Annotated in this window: 14 protein-coding genes; 9 read left to right on the top strand and 5 right to left on the bottom strand. The window is 53.3% G+C overall.

All coding sequences use genetic code 11. From position 1 onward, the window contains the following. Positions 1-67: 67 nt before the first annotated feature. Both AC2IAX_RS09575 and AC2IAX_RS09570 read right to left on the bottom strand, forming a co-directional pair. Positions 68-1,273: an ABC transporter permease gene (locus AC2IAX_RS09575; RefSeq protein ID WP_494387314.1), complete on the bottom strand. Its 1,206-nt coding sequence runs from the start codon at positions 1,271-1,273 to the stop codon at positions 68-70. After that, positions 1,273-2,619, bottom strand: coding sequence for an efflux RND transporter periplasmic adaptor subunit (locus AC2IAX_RS09570; RefSeq protein WP_494387313.1), 1,347 nt, complete (start codon positions 2,617-2,619; stop codon positions 1,273-1,275). Before AC2IAX_RS09570 ends, AC2IAX_RS09575 begins: the two co-directional genes overlap by 1 nt. A gap of 218 nt (positions 2,620-2,837) precedes the next feature. Here AC2IAX_RS09570 and fabD point away from each other — a divergent pair, with 218 nt between their 5' ends. From fabD to AC2IAX_RS09540, 6 genes are all read left to right on the top strand, one after another. Next, positions 2,838-3,716, top strand: a complete 879-nt coding sequence (gene fabD, locus AC2IAX_RS09565; RefSeq protein WP_494387312.1) for an ACP S-malonyltransferase — start codon at positions 2,838-2,840, stop codon at positions 3,714-3,716. Positions 3,717-3,860: 144 nt separating this feature from the next. Next, positions 3,861-4,142 (top strand): hypothetical protein, encoded by a 282-nt coding sequence (locus AC2IAX_RS09560; protein ID WP_494387311.1) that lies wholly within the window; start codon positions 3,861-3,863, stop codon positions 4,140-4,142. 10 nt (positions 4,143-4,152) lie between these two features. Further along, positions 4,153-4,500 carry a hypothetical protein gene (locus AC2IAX_RS09555; RefSeq protein ID WP_494387310.1) on the top strand — a complete coding sequence of 116 codons (348 nt, stop codon included), beginning with the start codon at positions 4,153-4,155 and terminating at the stop codon, positions 4,498-4,500. A 180-nt stretch (positions 4,501-4,680) separates the two neighbouring features. Then, positions 4,681-7,314: a bifunctional acetaldehyde-CoA/alcohol dehydrogenase gene (adhE, locus tag AC2IAX_RS09550; protein WP_494387309.1), complete on the top strand. Its 2,634-nt coding sequence runs from the start codon at positions 4,681-4,683 to the stop codon at positions 7,312-7,314. 204 nt (positions 7,315-7,518) lie between these two features. Further along, positions 7,519-8,253 (top strand): hypothetical protein, encoded by a 735-nt coding sequence (locus tag AC2IAX_RS09545; RefSeq protein ID WP_494387308.1) that lies wholly within the window; start codon positions 7,519-7,521, stop codon positions 8,251-8,253. A 12-nt stretch (positions 8,254-8,265) separates the two neighbouring features. Beyond that, positions 8,266-9,516, top strand: a complete 1,251-nt coding sequence (locus AC2IAX_RS09540; RefSeq protein ID WP_494387307.1) for a helix-turn-helix domain-containing protein — start codon at positions 8,266-8,268, stop codon at positions 9,514-9,516. An 82-nt stretch (positions 9,517-9,598) separates the two neighbouring features. Here AC2IAX_RS09540 and AC2IAX_RS09535 read toward each other — a convergent pair whose 3' ends face one another. Then, positions 9,599-11,452 carry a sensor histidine kinase gene (locus AC2IAX_RS09535; protein ID WP_494387306.1) on the bottom strand — a complete coding sequence of 618 codons (1,854 nt, stop codon included), beginning with the start codon at positions 11,450-11,452 and terminating at the stop codon, positions 9,599-9,601. A gap of 677 nt (positions 11,453-12,129) precedes the next feature. On the opposite strand from AC2IAX_RS09535, the gene cysE reads away from it, so the two are divergent. Beyond that, positions 12,130-12,981, top strand: a complete 852-nt coding sequence (cysE, locus tag AC2IAX_RS09530) for a serine O-acetyltransferase (protein ID WP_494387305.1) — start codon at positions 12,130-12,132, stop codon at positions 12,979-12,981. A gap of 296 nt (positions 12,982-13,277) precedes the next feature. Here cysE and AC2IAX_RS09525 read toward each other — a convergent pair whose 3' ends face one another. Beyond that, complete coding sequence (locus AC2IAX_RS09525) at positions 13,278-17,858, bottom strand: PAS domain S-box protein (RefSeq protein WP_494387304.1); 4,581 nt, start codon at positions 17,856-17,858, stop codon at positions 13,278-13,280. 710 nt (positions 17,859-18,568) lie between these two features. Continuing rightward, positions 18,569-19,837, bottom strand: a complete 1,269-nt coding sequence (locus tag AC2IAX_RS09520) for a glycosyltransferase family 4 protein (RefSeq protein WP_494390345.1) — start codon at positions 19,835-19,837, stop codon at positions 18,569-18,571. Positions 19,838-19,871: 34 nt separating this feature from the next. Here AC2IAX_RS09520 and galE point away from each other — a divergent pair, with 34 nt between their 5' ends. Next, positions 19,872-20,882 carry a UDP-glucose 4-epimerase GalE gene (galE, locus tag AC2IAX_RS09515; RefSeq protein ID WP_494387303.1) on the top strand — a complete coding sequence of 337 codons (1,011 nt, stop codon included), beginning with the start codon at positions 19,872-19,874 and terminating at the stop codon, positions 20,880-20,882. A 383-nt stretch (positions 20,883-21,265) separates the two neighbouring features. After that, the gene (locus tag AC2IAX_RS09510) at positions 21,266-22,018 is read left to right on the top strand and encodes a hypothetical protein (protein WP_494387302.1); all 753 of its coding nucleotides are present in this window, start codon (positions 21,266-21,268) and stop codon (positions 22,016-22,018) included. Positions 22,019-22,056: the final 38 nt, after the last annotated feature.

Genomic DNA, 22,056 nt, shown 5'->3' with positions numbered 1-22,056 from the left:
CCTAATAATTGCTTCATGGTATCTGCGATCTGTCGTACCCATCGTGTTAGGTAAAAGCTGTATTTCCCTAGGACGTTTTTAATGCCGTAATCGGGTCAAGCTGGGACGCTTGGCGAGCCGGAACCACCCCAAAAACCAGACCGATCGCACCGGAAATAGCCGTGACCACCACCACGACCGGCACAGGAACGGTGGGTTTGAAAGGAGTCAAAGTGCCGATCAGGGCCATGCCGCCCGCGCCCAGGGAAATGCCCACGACACCACCGGCCACGGACAAGATCGTGGCTTCAATTAAAAACTGCTGCAAGATCGCCTGAGGAGGAGCACCGATCGCCTTGCGGAGACCAATTTCCTGGGTGCGCTCGGCAACGGAAACCAGCATGATGTTCATGATGCCAATGCCGCCCACCAGCAAGGAAATCCCCGCAATCAAGGTGAGCATTGTTCCCAACGCGCTGGTAATTTGCCCTAACAAATCCTGAATGGATTTATTTGCCACCACTGAGAAATCCTGTTTGCCATGCAAGCGTGTCAACAGATTTGTGACTTGGAAGGCCGCCGATCGAATTTGGGCTTGGTCGCGGGCGGTGATCTCAATTTCATCGATCAGCAGTCCTTGGGGGACTCGTCGCCCCACGACTTGATGGGCCATGGTTGTGATTGGAATGAAGGCATTGGCATCGGGATTCACACCGAGAAATGCACCTTTTCTTTGGATGACGCCGATGATCTGAAAGCTCTGATAGTTAATTCGGATTTCCTGCCCGATCGGGTTGGTGCGATCGAACAGTTTCCGGGCCAGCTCCCCGCCCAACACCGCCACCTTGCGATCCTGACGTTGGGCAGCCTCGTCCCAAAAAATCCCCTGGGCCATGCGAATATTCCGCACCTTGAGAAAGTCGGGGGTGACTCCCTGCACCGTTGTCGTCACGGTGCGACTTTGACGACCGATCGCCAAGGAACTCGAAATCGTGGGTGACACCCATTGAACGGCCGGTGCTTGGGTGGCAATCAAGTCAGCTTCGGACAACAGCAAGCGCGGCACTTCGCCGGTCAGTTCCTTGCTTTGTTGCTCACTCAAAAAAACGTACAGGGAGTTTGCACCCAAGGATTCCACCTGGGTGGCGGTGAAATGTTGGGCCCCTTCACCCAGCCCCACGGTGGCCACCACTGAAGCATTGCCAATCACGATGCCCAGCATGGTCAGCAGGCTCCGCATTCGATGGCTGACCAAAGTGCCGATCGCCATGTTGAGCGTATCTAGAGGGTTCATTAGAAACCGCTTCCTTCGGGATTATCAACACCCGGAATCACTTGGTTGATCGGAGGACTCAGCAAAATTCGATCGCCCGCTTGCAGGCCCGATCGCACCTGGGCTTGGCTGCCACTTTCCGCGCCAATTTCCACGGTTTGAAAGCGTGCTTCCTGGTTCGGCACAAGTCGCCATACGCCCTTGCGGCCGTCCTTTTGGGTGACAAGGGCCGCGAGCGGCACCACCAACGCATTCCGAATCGGCTGGCCCAAAAACGCTAACTTGACGTTCATGCCAGCTTTTAAGATGTCCAGTCCCGTTTGCAGGGAAACTTTGATGCGAAAGGTGGTGACGTTGTTTTCTGGCACAGCCCGGGGGGCGATGCGCTTGACCCGGCCCTGAAACGTGCGATCGGGATAGCTGTCGCTGCGAATTTCGACGGCTTGGCCCTGGCGAATTTGACCGATCGCGGTTTCGGGAATTTTGGCTTCGACTTCTAAACCACTGAAGAGTTCGGCAATGGCGGCGGAGGTGGCCCCATCACTGCTGGATGCGGTGGTGGTAGGTGCAACAAAATCCCCCACATCGGCGAATCGGCGGGTGATGACTCCCCCAAAGGGCGATCGAATCAGCGTGTTTTGTAACTGAATCCGCACGACTTGCAGTTGCGATCGCGCTTCTGCCACTTGGGCGCGGGCTTGGGCAATTTCCTCGGCGCGAAACCCCTGGCGCTGTTTATGGAATTCCTGTTCGGCGTTGGCCAAGCTGGCTTTGGCCTGCTCAACGGTGGCGCGGGCGTTGCGGGCTTCGGTCAAGGTCTCATCCAAAGCATCTTGACTCAGTACGCCCTCGGTGGCCAAAAGCTGGCGGCGCTGCAGTTTTTGGGTGGCTAATTGCCACTTGCCTTCGGCCTCTTGCAACTGGGCTTGCTGCCGTTGCACCTCGGCTTGGGCTTTGGTGATGTCCTCAGGGCGATTCCCCGCAAGTTTCAGTTGCAATTCCGCCTGCGATCGCGCGAGTGCCCCTTGAAATTGGTTGACTTGGGCTTGCAGTTGCTCGCCGTCCATGCGGGCCACCACTTGCCCGGGCTGCACTCGATCGCCCTCGCGCACAAACAAGGCCGCCACCTTGCCGGCCTCCTTCGGGGCCAAGTTGACCTTCCGCAGGGGCTGCACCACCCCATTGGCCTGTACTTGCACCACCAAATCTTGCCGCTGCACTAGGGTCGTGTCTTGGGCAAGATCTACCTTGGGGGCAGGCGCTGGGTGAGGGATCGCCAGGGCGATCGTGCCCAACAGGCCCAGGGCCCCGAGGCCCCCAACCCACAGCCGCCATTGCTGAAACTTGAACCGAATCGCAGGTTGCATCGACGTTGCCCAAACCGGGATCAAATGCCACCCCATCAATCTAAAAAGATCGCCCCCATCTCGACGACTGCCGCCGGTCATCAGTGCCCATGACTAGAGTCATGATTTCCCAGCGGCCGCCATCAGGGGCAGATTGCCGGAAATTCCCCGCTAGCGCAACGGGCCGGCCGCTTGGTATAAGCACCTTGTCTATATCGATGCGAAGCACAGCAAACACAATGGCAAAAACCCTCTGGATGTTTCCGGGCCAAGGCTCCCAAGCCGTGGGCATGACCGCCGACCTGCTCGACTCGGCCGCTGCTCAGGCCAAACTGGCGATCGCGGATGAAATTTTGGGTTGGTCGGTGGCGGAGGTCTGCAACGGCGACGAGGCACAACTCTCGCAAACCCAATACACCCAGCCTTGCTTGTATGCGATCGAGGCGATCTTGGTTGACGCGCTGAAAGCCGCTGGCCAAATGCCCGACCTAGTGGCGGGTCACAGCTTGGGTGAATACGTGGCGCTCTACGCGGCCGGGGCCTTCAGCTTTGAAGCGGGTCTGAAGTTGGTGAAGCGGCGGGCGGAACTGATGCAAGGGGCTTCCGGCGGCAAAATGGCGGCCATGATTGGGTTCAACCGCGCTGCCCTGACCGAGGCGATCGCCGCCACCGAAGGCGTGGTGCTGGCCAACGACAACAGCGATGCCCAAGTGGTGATTTCCGGAACGCCCGACGCGGTTGATGCGATCCTGGCCAACGTGAAAGCTAAGCGGGCCGTGGCGTTGGCCGTGTCCGGTGCGTTCCACTCGCCCTACATGGCGGAAGCATCGGCGGAATTTAACGAAATCCTGGCGGCTACGGAGTTTGCGGACACGGCGATCGGGGTGCTCTCCAACACTGACCCCACCCCGGAAACCAGCGGCGCAGCTTTGAAAGAACGGCTCTCGAAGCAGATGACCGGTTCGGTGCGCTGGCGGGAAACGATGGTGATGTTGAACCAGGTGGCCTGCACGGAGGCGATCGAGGTGGGGCCGGGCAAAGTGCTGACGGGATTGCTAAAGCGTGCCTGCCCGAACACCGCCCTGGTCAACATTGCCGCCCTCGCCGACATCGCTTAAATCTGCTTGCTGGTGACGTGATGGAGTGATCGCTAGTTATCCGTAACAATCACTGGTAACTGGCGATCGATTCCATCAAAATGGGTATTAATTAAGTGAGAAAGTTCATCATCAACGCTTTATTTAAAAGAAGTTCTACAACTGATGAAGGTAATTCATTTAACCCATGTTATTCAGTTTCTTCTGAATCTCTTTGCCCAAGCTCAAGATGATGTTCTGCTTTTGAAGCTGCCCGATGGTCGCGAATTTGTGTTGACCTCCGTTGAGCGATTGCAAGGTTCGGCCGAGGATTTGACCACGGAGGTTCAGCAAATGACTCAAAATCCAGAACTGATGGCCCTGTTGCAAGAGCGCAAGACGGATCGATCGCGCTTGAGTTTGGCAGATGCTTACGATCTCCTGGGCCTAGAACAGCCCGAGTCATAAGCTGAGATTCATGAATGATTTTCTAAGGCGACGAGAGCGATATGTGCGTGATAGTTTGGCGGTGCGTTTAGGTGGCATTGCGGCGAATTTGGCGCGGGTTAAATCCTTTGGCAAAAACCCTGATAATGGGCAGCTCATTTCTAGTTTGCTGCGGGAAAGTGGTTGGTTTATTGAATGGTCAGCCCCCGAGACCGATTTACCGGTGGCGATCGAGCTGGTGGCAATTCAGCGGCAGATTGTTCAATGGTTAGCCAATTGGCCGGCACTGTGGCCAAATGCCGATCGTCGTCAGGTCGTTTTGGAGCGATCGAGCCTGTGGAGCCAATGGATTTTGGAGCGATCGGGCCTGTTGGACTAGGGGAATAGTCACCGAGCTGAACGATGATTTTGGGCGATCGGCGGCCGGGTGTTCCGTGAGACTTCGTAAAGGTTCGTTGCAATTTGGGCCAGCAAAACCTAAAAACTTGTCAACAAATCTAACCAAACTAAGGGGATCAACCTAGCGTAAGGGCAGAACGCCATTCCTGCGAGGTGCGTTATGACCGTTACCAACGATCGCGAACTCGAAGCCCTAATTGCGCGGGTCAAGGCCGCACAGCGCACCTATGCCACCTTCAGCCAAGAGCAGGTGGATTTGATCTTCAAAAAAGCAGCCCTGGCGGCCAACGCGGCCCGCATCCCCCTGGCCAAGCTGGCGGTAACCGAAACGAGAATGGGGACGATCGAGGACAAAGTGATCAAAAATCACTTCGCCTCAGAATTCATCTACAACAAATACAAAGCTGATAAAACCTGCGGGGTGATCGAAGAGGACAAGGCCTTTGGGATCCAGCGAATTGCCGAACCCGTGGGGATTTTGGCAGGAATTGTGCCCACCACGAATCCCACTTCGACGGCAATTTTTAAGGCCTTGATTGCCCTGAAAACCCGCAACGGGATTATCTTTTCGCCCCACCCTCGCGCCAAGGACTGCACGATCGAGGCGGCGCGGGTGATTTTGCAAGCGGCCGTGGAAGCTGGGGCCCCGCCGGACATCATCGGTTGGATTGATCAGCCCACCGTGCCCTTGTCGCAGCAGTTGATGCAGCACCCGGATGTGAATCTGATTTTGGCCACGGGCGGGCCGGGCATGGTGCGCGCGGCCTACTCGTCGGGCCATCCCTCCTTGGGTGTGGGCGCGGGGAATACGCCGGCCCTGATTGACGAAACGGCGCACCTGAAAATGGCCGTGTCGTCGATTATTCTCAGCAAAACCTTCGACAACGGCATGATTTGCGCCAGCGAGCAATCGGTGGTGGTGGTGGATGCGGTTTACGAGCAGGTGAAGCAGGAATTTCGCGATCGGGGGGCCTATTTCCTGAATCCCGAAGAGAAAGTCCGGATGGGCGCGCAAATCCTGATTGATGGGCGCTTGAACCCGAATATTGTGGGTCAATCGGTGGAGCAGATCGCGGCGATGGCGGAGATTCAGCTACCGCCGGGGACGCGCCTGATCGTCGGGGAGGCCAGCGTGGTGGGGCCCGAGGAGCCGTTCTCCTACGAGAAGCTGTCGCCGGTGCTGGCCATGTATCGGGCGGCGGACTTTGCCCAGGCGGTGGAGCTGAGTGAATCTCTGGTGATGTTTGCCGGGCGGGGCCATACGGCGGTGCTCTACACGTCGCCGGAAAACCGCGATCGAATCAAACGGTTTGAGGATCAGGTGCAAACGGCGCGGGTGCTGATCAACACGCCCTCATCCCAAGGGGCGATCGGGGATATCTATAACTTCCGGCTGGATCCATCCCTCACCCTCGGTTGCGGTACTTGGGGCGGCAACTCCATTAGCGAGAACGTGGAACCGCGCCACCTGCTGAACATCAAAACCGTGGCGGAACGGCGGGAAAATATGCTCTGGTTCCGAATTCCGCCGAAAATCTACTTCAAATACGGCTCGCTGCCGGTGGCGATTCGGGAGCTGACCGGGCGCGATCGGGCGTTCATCATCACCGACAAACCCCTTTACGATTTGGGGATCACGGCGGGTCTGGAAAGCGTCCTGGATGACATTGGCTTGCAGTACGACACCTTTTACGATGTGGAGCCGGATCCCTGCCTGGGAACGGTGAACCGGATTCTGGAACAGATGCGATCGTTCAATCCGGACACGATCATCGCGATCGGGGGTGGCTCACCGATGGACGCGGCCAAGATCGCCTGGTTGCTGTATGAGCACCCCGAAATTGAGTTTGAGGGGCTGTCGATGCGGTTCATGGACATTCGCAAGCGGGTGTATGAGCTGCCGTCCTTGGGTGAGAAGGCGATTTTGGTGGCAATTCCCACCACCTCAGGCACGGGATCGGAGGTTACGCCCTTCGCGGTGGTGACGGATGAGCGCACGGGGATCAAGTATCCCTTGGCGGACTATGCCCTCACGCCGACCATGGCCATTTGCGATCCGCAATTGGTGCTGGATATGCCCAAGTCCCTGACGGCCTTTGGGGGGGTTGATGCCCTGACCCATGCCCTGGAGTCCTATGTGTCCGTGTTGGCTTCGGAGTTCACGAACGGCGAGGCCCTGGAAGCGATTCGGCTGATCTTTAAATACCTACCCTCGGCCTATGAGCATGGGGCGGCGGATCCGAAGGCGCGGGAAAAGATGCACTATGCGGCAACGATGGCGGGGATGGCCTTTGCCAATGGCTTTTTGGGCATTTGCCACTCGATCGCCCACCAAATTGGCGGCACGTTCCACATTCCCCACGGCCTGGCCAATGCGCTGTTGATTTCCCATGTGATTCGCTACAACGCGACGGATGCGCCCTTTAAGCAGGCGGCGTTCCCGCAATACAAGTATCCAAATGCGAAGTGGCGCTATGCCCGGATTGCGGACTATTTGAATTTGGGGGGCACAACGGAGGATGAGAAGATCGATCGACTGATTGGGGCGATCGAGGCGCTGAAGCAGCAGGTGGGGATTCCCCGATCAATTCGGGAAGCCACCTCGATCAGTGAAGCGGAGTTTTTGGCGAAGTTGGACGACGTGGCCGATCGCGCCTTTGACGATCAATGCACGGTGTCGAATCCCCGTTACCCGATGATCAGCGAGCTAAAAGCGCTGTTGTTGCGGGCCTATCACGGAGATTCGCCGCTGCTGTCGGCTCCGGAAGCGCCGGAACCGGTGACGACTCCCTAGGGCCTGGTTAAGCCGTCGCTCGCGAGTGGTTCGATCGGGGCTTGATCGTCCCGATCGAACCTTCACTGCAATGAAATTTCATATCCAAGTCAAGCACCATAAACCACGTCTCAGATCGTTTTGGTTTACAAAAAACTTATTTATTGACGTTTTGGGTTACTGATGATACTGTAGTGGCATGGTAAAAAAAAGAGGTCTTTGGGTATGACGTTAGATGCAGCTAGCGAAGTGGTCGCACTATACAAATCTCAACCGGGAATGACAGAAATCAAGGAGATCTGTTCTGAAGCTTGCTGGATGTCTATTCCAATCGTTCATGAAAAGGTTGCTGGCTATAATGATCGGCGGAAAGCAGAAATCTTTTCTCGGCTCTATAACCATGAAGTAAACGAGCAACTAGAAAAACTTATCTATCAAAGTGACTTAAAAAAGCGTTTCAACATTGAAATTGAGTCAGCGGCAAGAGCGTCAAATCATTACTACGTAAAAATAATTCTAGATAGGTTTCTCATTACATTGCATAAATCGCAAAGCAACGGGAAACTAGCTCCTTTCTCAAATTATAGAAAGAAGCTCAGTGAAAACAACCCCCCGCTACCAGCTCAACTAGAATTACCACTTGATTCAAATATCGTTGATTTACAGTCTGAGCCTAAGAAGAATAGTCAATGCTGGGTCATGTGGAAAAATAGCAATGACCTGATTTTTGTGCCTATCTTCTACGGACTTAGCCCTGACTTCCAGCTCATGCATCTAGAGCAACGTATTCCATGCCGTGAGTATAAGGAGTCGAGGCTCATCAGCAATCTTCAACTGCACGATCCATTTGAGGTTGAACGTATTGATCCTCCGGCACATCGACGTAAGGATCAGAGTATTATTCAAGTCCCAGAACCCAAACCACGTCGCAAAAAACAAAACGAATCGACAGAGGCGTAGAACGTAACCACTATGACAGTCAGAAGAAAAATATTTCAGGGAGATAAATTGAGGTCTGCTCGCAATATGCGAGGAGTTACTGCCGCTCAACTGTCTGATTTGATTGGAGTCAGCCGACAGTCTGTCTACAAATATGAAAGAGGGGGACAGGAACCTACACCCGAAACACTAGAAAAGATTTGTACAGTCCTTGAAGTTCCTACGTCTTTCTTGCTGAGTAAATGGCTCTACCAGCCAGAAAACGGTGAGGTTACTTTCTTTAGATCTTTCAACTCAGCGACCAAGAAAAAGCGAGATATGGCTAGTGAAAAAGCCAATATTCTAAGAGAAATCTATATCTATCTCGACAGCTTCATTGACTTTCCTCCTCTAAACCTACCAAATCTTAATGAGATCATTCCTCAAAATTTCGATGATTGGCTGGCTCTTCCAAACGAAGAGGCAAACGCTAGAATTGAGAAAGCCGCGAACGAAACGCGAAGATTTTGGGGGCTAGGGTATGGCCCTATCAGCAATGTCACTTGGCTACTAGAGAATCAGGGAATTCTTATTGGACGCTGCTCTCTTGACTCGAAAGCAGTGGATGCGTATTCCATAATCTGTAAGCTACGACCTTTCATAATTTTGGGGAGTGATAAAGGGTCGTGCGCACGTTCAAGATTTGACTTGGGGCATGAACTAGGTCATATCCTGCTTCACGCAGAAGCTAGGGATCAACATCTGTCAGATGAAGATATTTTGAATAAAATTGAGCGCCAAGCTGATCTCTTTTCATCATTTTTCCTGTTTCCTCAGTATGCATTTCTAAATGAGGTCAATCGACCTTCATTGGAGCTTTTTAGGATGTTGAAAGGGAAATGGAAAGTTTCCATCGCCATGATGATTTATAGATGTAAGAGCCTTGGAGCTTTAGCTGATGTTGAGATCGATTCCATGTGGCGCAATTACTCTCGCAGGGGATGGCGTAGGGCAGAACCGTTTGACAACGAAATTCCCTTAGAATCACCCCGTCTTCTGAGTTCAGCGATAGAGATGCTAGTGGAAGAATCAGTGAGCTATCGCTCTAGTATTCCTAGCTACTTGAATCTCTACTCATCTGATATTGAAGAAATTTGTTGTTTATCCGAGGGGTATCTAGAGGATTTACCAGATAAGGTTATTCGCTTGATGAGAGCTAATAATGATCAACTTTCCATTGATCTTGATGAAAACCTTGTCAATGCACCAAGTCCTAATCCAAAAGTAACCAGGCTATTCGGATAATCCTAGCAGTAGGGGATCTGGGCTTTTTGTCCCTGACATGCAGCTAATTACCTGAACGAAGTTGAATTTTGAGCGAAAATTCTCATGATTGCGAAACCTCACAGTCATCTTCATGGGAGGTAAGCGCTGTGTGAGTAGCTGGTTGGGCTGGATCGGCGATCGCGAGTCGAACCGGTAACTTCAGCGTAAACGTCGTTCCCCAATTGCCCGATTCGCAATCGATCGTGCCGCCGTGCTTTTCAACAATCACTTGCTGGGCGATCGCCAGACCCATGCCCGAGCCTTTGCCCACGGGCTTGGTGGTGTAAAACAACTCAAAAATCCGCGATTGTTCACTGACGGGAATGCCCAAGCCGCTGTCGGTGATCGCCAGGCTGACCGAATCTGGGTCAAGGGTGCGGGTGGTGAGCTTCAGGGTCAGGGGCCGATCGGGCTGTTGGCGAAAAGCCTCATCCATCGCATCGATCGCGTTGGTCAGAATGTGCATGAGCACCTGATTGAGCTGACCCGCATAGCACTCGATCGGGGGCACAGGCCCATAGTCCAACTGCACCACAATGGCAGGGCGGCGAGCTTGGGCACAAAGGCGCGATCCCAAAATGGTGAGCACGCTGTCCAGGCTTTGGGGCAGGTCGATCGCCTTCACCTCCGCCTCATCCAAACGGGCAAACAACCGCAACGACAGAACGATCGCCCGGATGCGTTCCGCGCCCGATCGCATGGAAGCCATCAGTTGCGGCAAATCTTCCCGCACGAATTCCAAATCCAACTGTTCCACGAGCGATCGGATCTCTGGGCTGTGGGGGCCATGGCCCGCCTCATACAGCGTCAGCAACTCCAGCAGATGGCTCACCCCCTCCGTGACATGGATCAGGTTGCCGTAGATAAAACTGGTGGGGTTATTGATTTCGTGGGCCACCCCCGCCACCACCTGCCCCAGCAGCGACATTTTTTCCGTTTGGATCAGTTGCGCTTGGGTGCGGCGCAAATCCATCAGAGTTCTGTAGAGGGTGCGGGCTTGGGAGCTGGCCAAATCCGCCGCGTCCGCCAACTCCTGATTGCGCTCGGCCACCCGCTCAATCAGCGTGTCGAGGGCTTGGGCCAGGGATCCCACTTCGTCTTGGCTGGTGATGCCCACCCGTTGACTGAAGTCGCCGGTTTCCGCCACCCCTTGGGCCACCGTGGCCGCCCGCACCAGGGGATTGACGATCGCCCGCGTGACCCGCATCGCAATCACCCCCGCCACCGCCGCCGACAGCAACAGGCTCAGGATCACAATGCCCTTTTCCAGGCCTTGGGCCTCTTCGAGCAACACTTCCGCCTGCTCCGCCTGGCCATGGGCCATGATCACCAGCCGGGCCAGGTTGCGATCGGCCCCGGCCAGCGCTTTCCACTCCAGGGCCTCCGCTGCCTCTTTGGCTTCCTTCTGGGCGGCCGATTGGTTGGCCGCGTCCGCCTGCTGCATCAGCATTTGCTGATTGGCATATTCCTGAAGATCCGCCACGCTTTGATTGGCCAAGTGCAACAGGCGATCGGGGCGATCGGCCAGCCATTGGGGATTTTGCTTGAGATAGGCGGTTAGCTCGTTGGCTAAGTCGCGGGCTGCTTGGATCGCCCCGATCGCGTCCTGTTGGAACAGTTGCCGTTGTGCGGCGGGAATTTCATCATCCCCCGCTTCATCAATGGCGAGGCGAGCCGCCTGCAAGTTGCTGCGTAAGTCACTCAGGAGCTGAACTTGCGTGGTTGCGTCGTGCAGTTGGGCCACCCCGCGCCCTTGGAAATGATCCGCCAGGGCGATGCCCGCCAAGGAGCCAACGGCCCCCGTGGCGATCGCCAAAATATAGCCCAACGCGATCTTTTGGCTGAAGTGCCAATTGCTGATGCGTCGTTGCCAATGGCTGAGCCAGCGCGATCGCCCCTTGATCTTTACTTTCATCGTGGAGTGGGACATCGCTGCCGTCGAGTGAGGAGAGGGCAGTGGAAAATTCATTGATTGCGAATTTTAGGGCAGCTCAAGCCGCAACAGCCCCAAGCCGTGGGCTGACTATGTTTGGTTGTAACCTCAATGGATTGATGCAAACCCTGAAAAATGGATAAATTTAACGATTCATGAGGGATGAAACGTGAATTCACTATCTTTTTTGTGTAATTTCAGAAGGCTAAGGCCACCGTCAAAGTCGATCCCAATCTATCAGGTGCTTTCTTGAAATGGCATTAAGAAATGCAATCAAGAATCAATAATATAACCCGTGAGTTAATTGTCTGAGCGAGTGCGATCAACGACTAGATCGGTATACAAACATCCGTATTTCAATGCGCTAGAAGTCGCAAAAATTACCAGATCTTGCCCCCAGAAACCGCAGCTCTGATGACGCTGAGTGGACCCTTGCCACCGCAACTGAAATGTTTCGGCCCGATCGCCCAGTTCCCTGACCGATTCCCGGGGTTTATGTCGCTGGGTGGAGTCTGTGACCTGAGCCAAAACGCTTCCCCCAATACTTCGGTTCGGGTTCGGTGGCCCCACCCCCCCGCGTCTCGGTCGGTAGGCAGTAGGATTAAAAGTGATTTTGTAATCGATGCAACACAACCTTGAAGCTTTCAGGCCGCCCAACCGTGCTAAACGCTCTCATTGCTGACTTTCGCATCATCTTCGATCGGGACCCCGCCGCCCGCAATTGGCTAGAGGTGCTTTTTTGCTATCCGGGGTTGCAAGCGCTGATGCTCCATCGGCTGGCCCATTGGCTGCAACATCGCCAGTTACCCTTTGTGCCTCGGCTGATTTCCCACATTGGACGACTGCTGACCGGGATTGAAATTCACCCGGGCGCAACGATCGGGCAAGGCGTGTTTATCGATCACGGCATGGGCGTTGTGATTGGTGAAACGGCGATTGTGGGCGACTATTGCTTGATTTACCAGGGGGTGACCCTGGGGGGCACGGGCAAGGAAAGCGGCAAGCGCCACCCCACCTTGGGTGACAACGTGGTGGTGGGGGCCGGAGCCAAGGTGCTCGGCAATTTGAATATTGGCGAAAATGTGCGAATTGGGGCTGGTTCCGTGGTTTTGCGGGATGTGCCGGCCGATTGCACGGTGGTGGGCGTGCCCGGCCGGGTGGTCTATCGATCGGGCGTGCGGGTGGATCCGCTGGAGCATGGTAAGCTGCCGGACTCGGAAGCTCAGGCCATTCGGGCCCTGCTCGATCGCATCGAAACCCTGGAGCGACGGATTGAGGAGATGGAAGCGGAACGGGCCCAAGTGCCAGTGGCCGTGGGTGCGACGGAGCGCCCCTGCGAAGACTTGACCCTCTGTGATTGGGAACGGATCGCCAAGGTGGCCGCGGAGGTGACGGCGGCCCAGCGCCAACTGAGCCAACTCAATCTTGTGAATGGTGATGACCCAGCGGGAAAGCGCTGCCGGTTGAGCGATCGGGCTTTGGAAGAGTTCTTTGATGGGGCCGGGATTTAGGGCTGATCACCAGTCTGAATCATTGGGCTAGATCACCAGGAATCTTGCTGTTGTTGGGTTTCGTACCTCAACCCAACCTACTAGCACGATAGGCTTAATACATTGGGTCAAAGTTGCGGAGCCAGTCGTGGTAACAAGGGGCTTAAGCCCCTTGCTGCTTAACGATCGGGTGACGGTAACGGCCATGTCATTTAACCCAGCGAATTAAGGCAGCCACGCTACTACAAGACTGGGCTAGTTACTGGGCCGGATGCCGTCCGGCTGGTGGTTTTGCGCCTTGCTGATTTGCACCTTGCTTAAGGGGTTTGGTTCGGCGGCGGGGTCAGCAGGGGAAGTTCGATCGTGAAGCAACTGCCCACCCCCACTTCGCTCACCACATCCACACAGCCCTGGTGTAGTTCCACAATTTGCTTCACCAGCGCCAAGCCCAACCCCGTGCCGTCATATTGGCGATTCAGGGCCCCGTCCACTTGGATGAAGGGCTGAAAGAGCTTGGGTAAATTTTCGGCGGCGATGCCAATTCCGGTGTCAGCCACCGCAATGCGCACGAAGGCCGTGGGTTGGGTGGTGGGCATTGTCGGGGCTGGGGGCTGGGTTGCCAGGCCGTAGAGATTCATTTTGGGCAAAAAGCGCGATCGCACGAATTCCGATTCTGTCGTTAAGGATTCGCGGGTCACGGCGATCGAAAGGGTAATTTTGCCCCCTTCCGGCGTGAACTTCACCGCATTGCTCAGCAAATTAATCAATACCTGGCGCAGTCGTCGTTCATCGACCCAGAGATTTGGCAAATTTTCCGGGCTGTTGAGGTTCAGTTCAATGCGTTTTTTCGTGGCCTGCTGTTGAATGAACACCAGGCTCGATCGACACATGGGCACTAGGTCAGTAATGGACCAATCCAACTCCATTTGGCCAGACTCAATCTTGGCCATGTCCAAAATGTCGTTAATGAGCGCTAGCAGGTGTGTGCCACTTTGGTCGATCGTCCTGAGCGCATAGTCCTGTTGGGGCGTAATGGGCCCAAAAATTTCCTCTTGCAAGCTTTCAGTCATCCCCAAAATGGCATTGAGGGGCGTTCGCAATTCGTGGCTCATGTTGGCCATGAACTCGTCTTTTAAGCGTGTTGCTCGCAACAGTTGCTGATTGGTTCGCTGCAACTGTAATTCTGCCGCTTGGCGATCGGTAATGTCTTGATAAATGCCCAAAACCCCAATCACCGTTCCCGACGAATCCCGGAGGGGAACCTTGTTGGTTTCAATTTGGATCATGGAGCCGTCCAGTTGCTTTTGGGACTCAATGAGATGTAGTTTGGCCATGCCAGACTCAATCACTTCCCGATCGTCCGCTCGGTATAGCTCAGCTTCGCTAACTCCCCAGGGTAAGTCATAATCAGTCTTACCCACGATCGCCTCCGGTGAAGATAAACCCGCCGAAACTGCGAAGTTTTGGTTGCAACCCAAATACACTGAATTGCAATCTTTCCAAAACACAAAGAGCGGAAACGTATTCAAAACCGTTTGCAAAAATTGCTGCGATTCCTGAAGTGCTTTGCGGGTTTGTTTGCCCTCAGTCACATTGCGGAACATGCTGCGAATGGCGATCGGCTTTCCCCCTTGAAAATCGCAGTTGGCATTTCCTTCCAATAAAATTTCTTGACCATCTTTGCTGAGAAAGCGAGTTTCAATATCCAAAAAAGCTTCACCCATGCAAAGGCGCTCTAGATACTGGCGATAGTTCTCTAGATCCGCAGGATGGACAACCTGAAAGATGGATAGATCGTTTAAATCGTCATCGCCATAGCCCAAGGTTTCTTTCCAAACCCGATTGACCAATAAAATTCGCCCTTGGGGATCAATTCGTTGAATTAAATCCGTTGCATTATCAAATAAATCCCTCAGTTGTGCTTCCTGAGCCTGAAGTTCCAAAGTGCGTTGCAACACCCGCGCTTCCAAATCTTGGTTCAGTTGCTCCAAGGCATCGTTGGCCTGTTTGCGCTGAAGTTCGGCTCCGGCTCGGGAGGCCAACACTCGCAAAAGGGCCATGGCTTGTTGGCGTTTTTCTTCAAAAAAGGGCTGTTGGTCTAGAATGCAAAGACTGCCGATCGCCCGTCCTTGATCATCCTGTAAGGCAACGCCCAGCAGCCCATTAACTGCCCCAGGAAAGAGGGAACGGGAAATGGAAAAACAGGATTGTCCGTCGGTTTCACAATAGAGTTCACCATGCTCCAAGATGTGGGAACATGGCGTATTTTCTAAGTCCAACTCAAAATGCTTGCCCAGTTGCCCATCAACCCAAGCACCGAGGGTTTGTAAGCGATCGTCCCGTAATTCCGTGGCCACCACGTAATCCACATTCAGGGCTTCCGCAATGTGCCGCACTAAGTTGGGGAAAAACTGTGCTCCGGTCACCGTGGCCGTGCCTTCAATCACTTGATGCAAGGCTCGTTCGGCCTGTTCGCGGGCCATTTCTGCTAAGTGTTGCTCGGTGACATCTTGCACTGTTCCTTGGGAATAAAGGGGCTTGCCATCCTCGCCATAGGTTGTTTCGCACTGCTCATGGACATATTTAATGCGTCCATCTGCCAACAGCAATCGATGAATAACGGAATAGGGTTCATGGTTGACTAAATGGCGCTCATAGGCTCGATCGACCATTTCCCGATCGTCCGGATGAACGCTGGCCATGAAGGCTTCATAGGATGCACCAAATTGCTGGGCATCCACTTCAAAAATCTCAAAAACTTGATCGGACCAATAGAGCGCGTTGCTTTGTAAATCGATTTGCCAATTGCCGAGTTTGGCAATCCGCTGGGACTCTTGCAGGCGATCGCTCAGTTGGCGCAGGTTCTGTTCAGCGGCCTTGCGATCGCTAATATCCGTGACGAACCCTTCTAAAAACAGTAATTTCCCTTCATCGGAATAAACACCGCTGCCCCGCTCCCAAACCCACTTTTCTTGAGCAAATTTGGTGAGAATGCGATATTCGCACTCATAGGGTTCCTGTGTTTGGATGGCGGCTTGGACGGTTTTCCAAACGCGATCGGCATCTTCGGGGTGAATTTCTTGACCGCAACTGGTGGTGCGATCGACTAAATATTCACGAACTTCATAGCCCGTAACGGCCGTTACCCCATCGCTAACAAAAAGCGCGGAGTATTCAGGATTATTCGCCACTCGATAAACATAGCCGGGCAAATTGGCCACCAGGGTCGAAAGACTTTTTTCCTGTTCTGCTAAGGCCAGTTCCACCTGTTTACGAGCCGTAATATCAACCCCTACGCCCAAGACTCCATATTCACCCTTGGCGGGCAGAAAAATCGGCGACTTGTGCCATTGCAGCCATTGAATAGCTGGATTCGTTCCAAATTGATCATCAACTGGGTCGTTGCAGGAACCCGCTCCAGAAGAACCAACCGCCCCCGATAAAGTGATTTCCAAGGCAGTTTCTAAGGCGTTGGTTGCTAAGTCAGTCTCTGGGGAAGCATCGAGGAGGGCAGCGTCCTGCTCCACTGAGGCGATCGAGTCCGACTGAGTAATGGTGCGCCGAATCACCATTTCTTCAGGTAAGAAGAGTTCCTGGCGATTTTCAATGACGAAGCGATTTTCGCTCAAAAACCGAGCATTGGCTTCCGATGGCCCTAGTAGTTCTTCGTCAGTTTTATTCAGCAGTTCATCAACGGTGGTTCCGTAATAGTCCGCCATGGCTTGATTGGCGAGCACATATCGACCCTCCCAATCTTTCACGAAAATCAAATTGGGATTATTGTCAATAACAGATCGTAAAAAGACCTGTTGGCGATTAATAAAATCGCGACTGAGACGGAGAGAAATTTTAGATTTAATGCGTTCTTGGTTTTCGCGATGTAACTCCCCGATCGCCTCCTGAAGCTGGTTAGTTCGCGATTGAATAATGCTATTTAAGCTGTTTTGAACGCTGTGAATGGAAGACTGTACTTCCTTCAGAAAATGCACATTCTTCAGCACGCCCACCCGAATGGCTTGGCAACCATCATCGATGAACGTTTCCGAGAGCAACATGCTGAGAGCTGGTCGATCGGGCTGTTGGATGGCTAATTCCACATCCCGGCGGTGAGAGGGTTGCTGAAGATCAGCGGCGATCGGGGCCTGTTGTTGCACCCAACGGGTCAAAGCGGGTTGACCAAGGGTCGTGATGGGTTGCCCTTGCAGGTTTTGCTGCTCGATCGCGCAAATCGCCTTCAGCGCGTCATTGGTAAACAGTAATTGCCCACCGGCATCGGCCACATACACACCATCGGGCAAACTTTGAACCGTATGATTCAGCCACTGTAATTGGCGTTGTTGCTGATAGGTTTGCCAGCTTTTTTGCACAGTAATGGGCAATAGCTTGAGATAGGCTCCGGCTTCGTCTTTCACCACATAATCGGCCGCGCCCCGTTGCACCAGCGCCAGGGCCAAATCGGCCGCATCCGCCGAAACCATCACCAGCCAAAGAACCGCCTGGGCTTCCATGAGCTGCAAGAGTTCCCGAAAGCTGGGTGCGGCTGGGTCGAGGAGGTTGGGTTGATCCTGCGCGATCGGGGTTACGGGGCGATCGCTGGGCTGGTTGCTGCGATCGGAACAGTCTTCAGGCTTGTTGGCGGGACAGCTTTCAGCCCCTGCCGCCGGTTCCAAGACCGCCTCGATCTCAGGAATCGCACAGCCATTGAGCAGCACCATCTCCACCGGTTGCCGACGCAAATGGGCGATCGCCGCCTGCATCGAAGTCACCACATGCCCTTCACCCAGCCAGGGCCAGCGCTGAAAACAGTCGGCAAATCTCAACTGATCTGTTTCGTCCGGTTCCAAGACCAGTAATTGGCCCAAAAAGGGTGATGCATTAGCCGCAGCAACGTTGGTCATTGGATGTAAAGAACGTGGGGATCGATTCCCTTAAACACTGAATCACCATCGGCTGAGAGTTGATCCAGAACCCAGAATGCCAATTTGCAAGATACCTAAAAGGATTTGAACATCAGGTTTGGATAATGACTGAGAACCATGGCTGGATCATCACAAAGTGATCAAAATTTGCTCCATGAGCGTTTGGCTGATTCTTCAGTCTTGACTGATCTGGCTAGCTGGGCGGTCTGTTGATCGAGGATGCTAAATTTTTCAATCAACAGAATTTTCTCACATTTTGAACAAATTAGATCTATGTTTTAGATCTAATTTAAGATTGGTTTAAATCTGCTTAAATTCAACCCAAAACTCTGTTCAAATCTTGATTTCAGCCCTGACCTTAATGCTTGAAGCCTTTTAGAAACCTTCCTTTGTGAACCGCAATTGCTCTGAAAATTCTGCTCCGCTTTTAAAAATTAACCATGGTGATTGAGCAATCGTTGGAAATCCTTGAGCTGGTGGGGTTGATAATTCTATTTAAGCACTCCCTGCGATTCTCCTAAAGTATTCCAAGGGGCAAAAGCGATCAAATTCAATCAAGAAGGATTTGGGTATAAACTATCACCAGAGTATGAATTGAATCATTGACTACTGATCATCATTAATACTTAATTCCATCATTGGTTGCTGACAATGTTGCTGGCCGTTGAAGCCGGCCGCCGAAGTTGACCTTATCGCCCTTTTAGGGAAAAAGAGGTGAAAGCTGGCTGTTGTGGGGAGCTTTGTAAAACAGCTTCGTAATCCTGGGCGGCCTGATCCCAGCTAAAGTCGCGCTCCACGTAGGCTCGGGCCGCTTGGGAGAGTTGGGCCCGCAACTCCGTAGATTCCCACAACCGACCGATGGCGGCAATGTATTCAGCGGGTTGGTTGGCCCGCAAGGCTAAGGGGGGGTGGTCGATCGTCAAGCCCTCTAGTCCCCGATCGCTCCCCACGACGGGTACGCCGGCCGCCATGGCCTCGAGGGTTTTGTTTTTGATGCCCAGCCCGGTGCGCAGGGGCACGACGCAAACGGAGGCCCGATGCAGCTCGGCGGCCATGGAATCCACAGGGCCGGTGACGACTACGCCGGGTCGATCGCCCAGGGCCAACACCTCAGCGCTGGGCCGGGCCCCCACAATCCGAAAGGTGGCGGCGGGATAGGTCGATCGCAGCGGCGGCAGGACGGCATTCACAAAAAACTTCACCGCATCGATGTTGTGGGTGGCATCCATCGCGCCCACAAACACCAACTCATAGCCCCCGGGATCCCGATCGCGCAGCGGAAACAGGGTCAAGTCCACCCCGTTGGGAATGACGAAACCGGGCACTTGGGGCGCAAATTGGGCCATGTAGTCCCGATCGTCGGGGGTGGTGGTGACGATCGCGCTGAATTTGTTGGCGTAGCGGCGCTCGTAGCGGGCGAGCAAGGGTAAATACAGCCAATCGCGTGTGGGGTGGGGGGATGCACCCAAATCCAGGTGCCCCTTGGCCCAACCGTAAACGGAACTGTGGACATCCACAATCGATCGCAGGTTGGGGTAGCGTTGCTGCCAATCGGGCCGCACATAGATTTCATTCACACTGTGCTCGCAGGTGACCACATCAAAGCGATCGGCCGCAATTTGTTGATCAATCCAAGCCTGCATCGGCCGCGAAAAGCGATGCAACACATTGGGCGGTGTGCCCCTCAGCCAAGATTGCCCAAACCGCTTCACCTTGCGGGCCAACTGGCGCGGACTGCGGCTGGCGGCCGGATCCGGCGGCAGCGGAAACACCATCACTTCCTCAACAGTTGCCCGGAGCGCGGCCAGATGGTCATCGGTGACACTGGGATGGCGCTGGGTGGCAATGGTGACCGCGTGGCGCTGGGCCAAGCGGGCCAGCAGGTTGTAAGTGCGAATTTCCGTGCCGCCTTTGCTGGGCGGATAAGGAAAGGTAGAAGAAATAGCTAAAATTCTCATGGCGATCGCCCCGTAATTCCCGTCGCTGCCCCCCATGACCGACGCTTGCTCAAAACCCACCATTCTTGTGACCGGCGGCGCTGGCTACATCGGCTCCCATACCGTTCTAGCGCTTCAACAGGCCGGCTATCCGGTGGTTGTGCTGGATAATTTGGGCTACGGCCACCGCGAGATTGTGGAATCGGTGCTGAAGGCTGAGTTGATTGTGGGTGATATTGGCGATCGGCCCCTGCTCGATCGACTCTTTGCCCAGCGCCAGATTGGAGCAGTGCTGCACTTTGCCGCCTACATTGCCGTGGGCGAGTCCGTCGCCGATCCCGCCAAATACTATCGCAACAACGTGGTGGGAACCTTGACCCTGTTGGAAGCCATGGTGGCGGCCCAAGTGCCCCATTTCGTGTTTTCCTCCACGGCGGCCACCTATGGTGTGCCCCAAACCCCGAAAATTGCCGAAGATCATCCCCAACTGCCGATTAATCCCTACGGGGAGTCTAAATTAACCGTCGAGCGCATGTTGCGGGATTTTGATCTGGCCTATGGATTGCGATCGGTCATCTTCCGCTACTTCAACGCCGCCGGAGCCGATCCCTCCGGCAACCTGGGCGAAGATCACCAGCCGGAAACCCATCTGATTCCCCTGATTTTGCTGGCGGCCCTGGGCCAGCGGGACAACATCGCCATTTTCGGCACAGATTACCCCACCCCCGATGGCACTTGCATTCGGGATTATGTCCATGTGAACGACTTGGCCCACGCCCATGTGTTGGGGTTGGAATATTTGCTGAACGGCGGTGAATCTACGGCATTTAATTTGGGCAATGGCAACGGATTTTCCGTGAAGGAAACGATCGCCGCTGCTCGCCAGGTCACCCAACGCCCGATCGTTGTGGTGGAGCGCGATCGTCGGGCTGGTGATCCGCCCGTGTTGGTCAGCAGCAGCGATCGGGCCCAGTCCGTTTTGGGCTGGCAACCGGAATACCCGGATTTAGAGGCGATCGTGTCCCATGCTTGGCACTGGCATCAACGCCGCCACGGCACTGAATAACGCCACCACGTCTTCACTGCTTCAACTCATGGTTGTGTGAAATAGTTGTGGCAGATCACCCTTACTTCCTCAGTCTGGGTGGCGTACTACAATTGAAATAACCAAATGGCAGAGGTTCCCTGCCTTAATATCAGTGTCCTAAGAGGATGTCTGAGAAGTATCTTTCAGTACGGGGCAAGCATCAATTATCGTGGAAGGGGCTTAAGCCCCTTGTTTGCGTTGGTCGCTGGATCGTACAGAGTAGCAATTTTGGCTTTCAGACATCCTTTAAGGCTCTGTTTCGGATCACTTCTTGGATCACTTTCCTGCTTAAACCAGCAATATTAGGATCAACAATCTAAGCCCTATAAAACAAACTAAATAAAAACTAGGAAGTGTAAATTATGAACACCGTAACAAAGTCTTCAATTGAATCCCTGGCCTCAGTTAATTCAGAATTGGTGAACTTCAAACAGCTTGATTGGCAATTCTTAGAAAAACTATTCCATACTGGTCATGATCAATCAATCTCAAGAGATCTTGAGCGTGATTTATTGGAACTTTTAGAAATTTCCCAAAAGATCAACCGAACCAAGACCCTTGCCAAGAAACTAGATTTATTTGTTTCTCAATATCGAATTCTGTTTAAGCAAATTCGCTTGAAATATGATGGAATTCTTTCGGAATTTTCTTTACAAGACCTAAAGGCATATGAAAAACAAATGGACGGAGTTTATCAACTTCTAATTATACATGGCTTGATTTTATCCTCTCTGGAGTCTTCAAGATCAGAACTCGAAAAATACCAAATTTTATACACAGGACTAATCCAGCTATCATCCTGGGTGGATAATTATTCGATCTATTTCTCCAATGAATCTATTGAGCAAGTGGAGTCTATTGCACAAGCTATTTTAGTGGATCAAGATTTGCAACCGAAGCCTGAAATCGAAAATGATCAGCCTGAAGCCCAATCATATTTACTGGCTTTGAGTAATACTGCTCATTCGATTCTTCATAAACTTGAAGATTCTGATCAACGACAGAGGAAGTTGTATGGGGAACTGACGGAAGAATCTGTTTTTTTAAAAGAAATTCAGATCAAAAATAATCAAAAATTAATGATTTGGCTGTCTCAAAAGCTCAATCAGAGCTAAATGATGAATTGCGGGCTTAAAACGTTGTAAATATTTGG

The organism is Limnothrix sp. HT2024, assembly GCF_059138625.1.
Note: the sequence above shows the minus strand (reverse complement) of the source record. Positions and strands in the feature narration are given on the sequence as shown.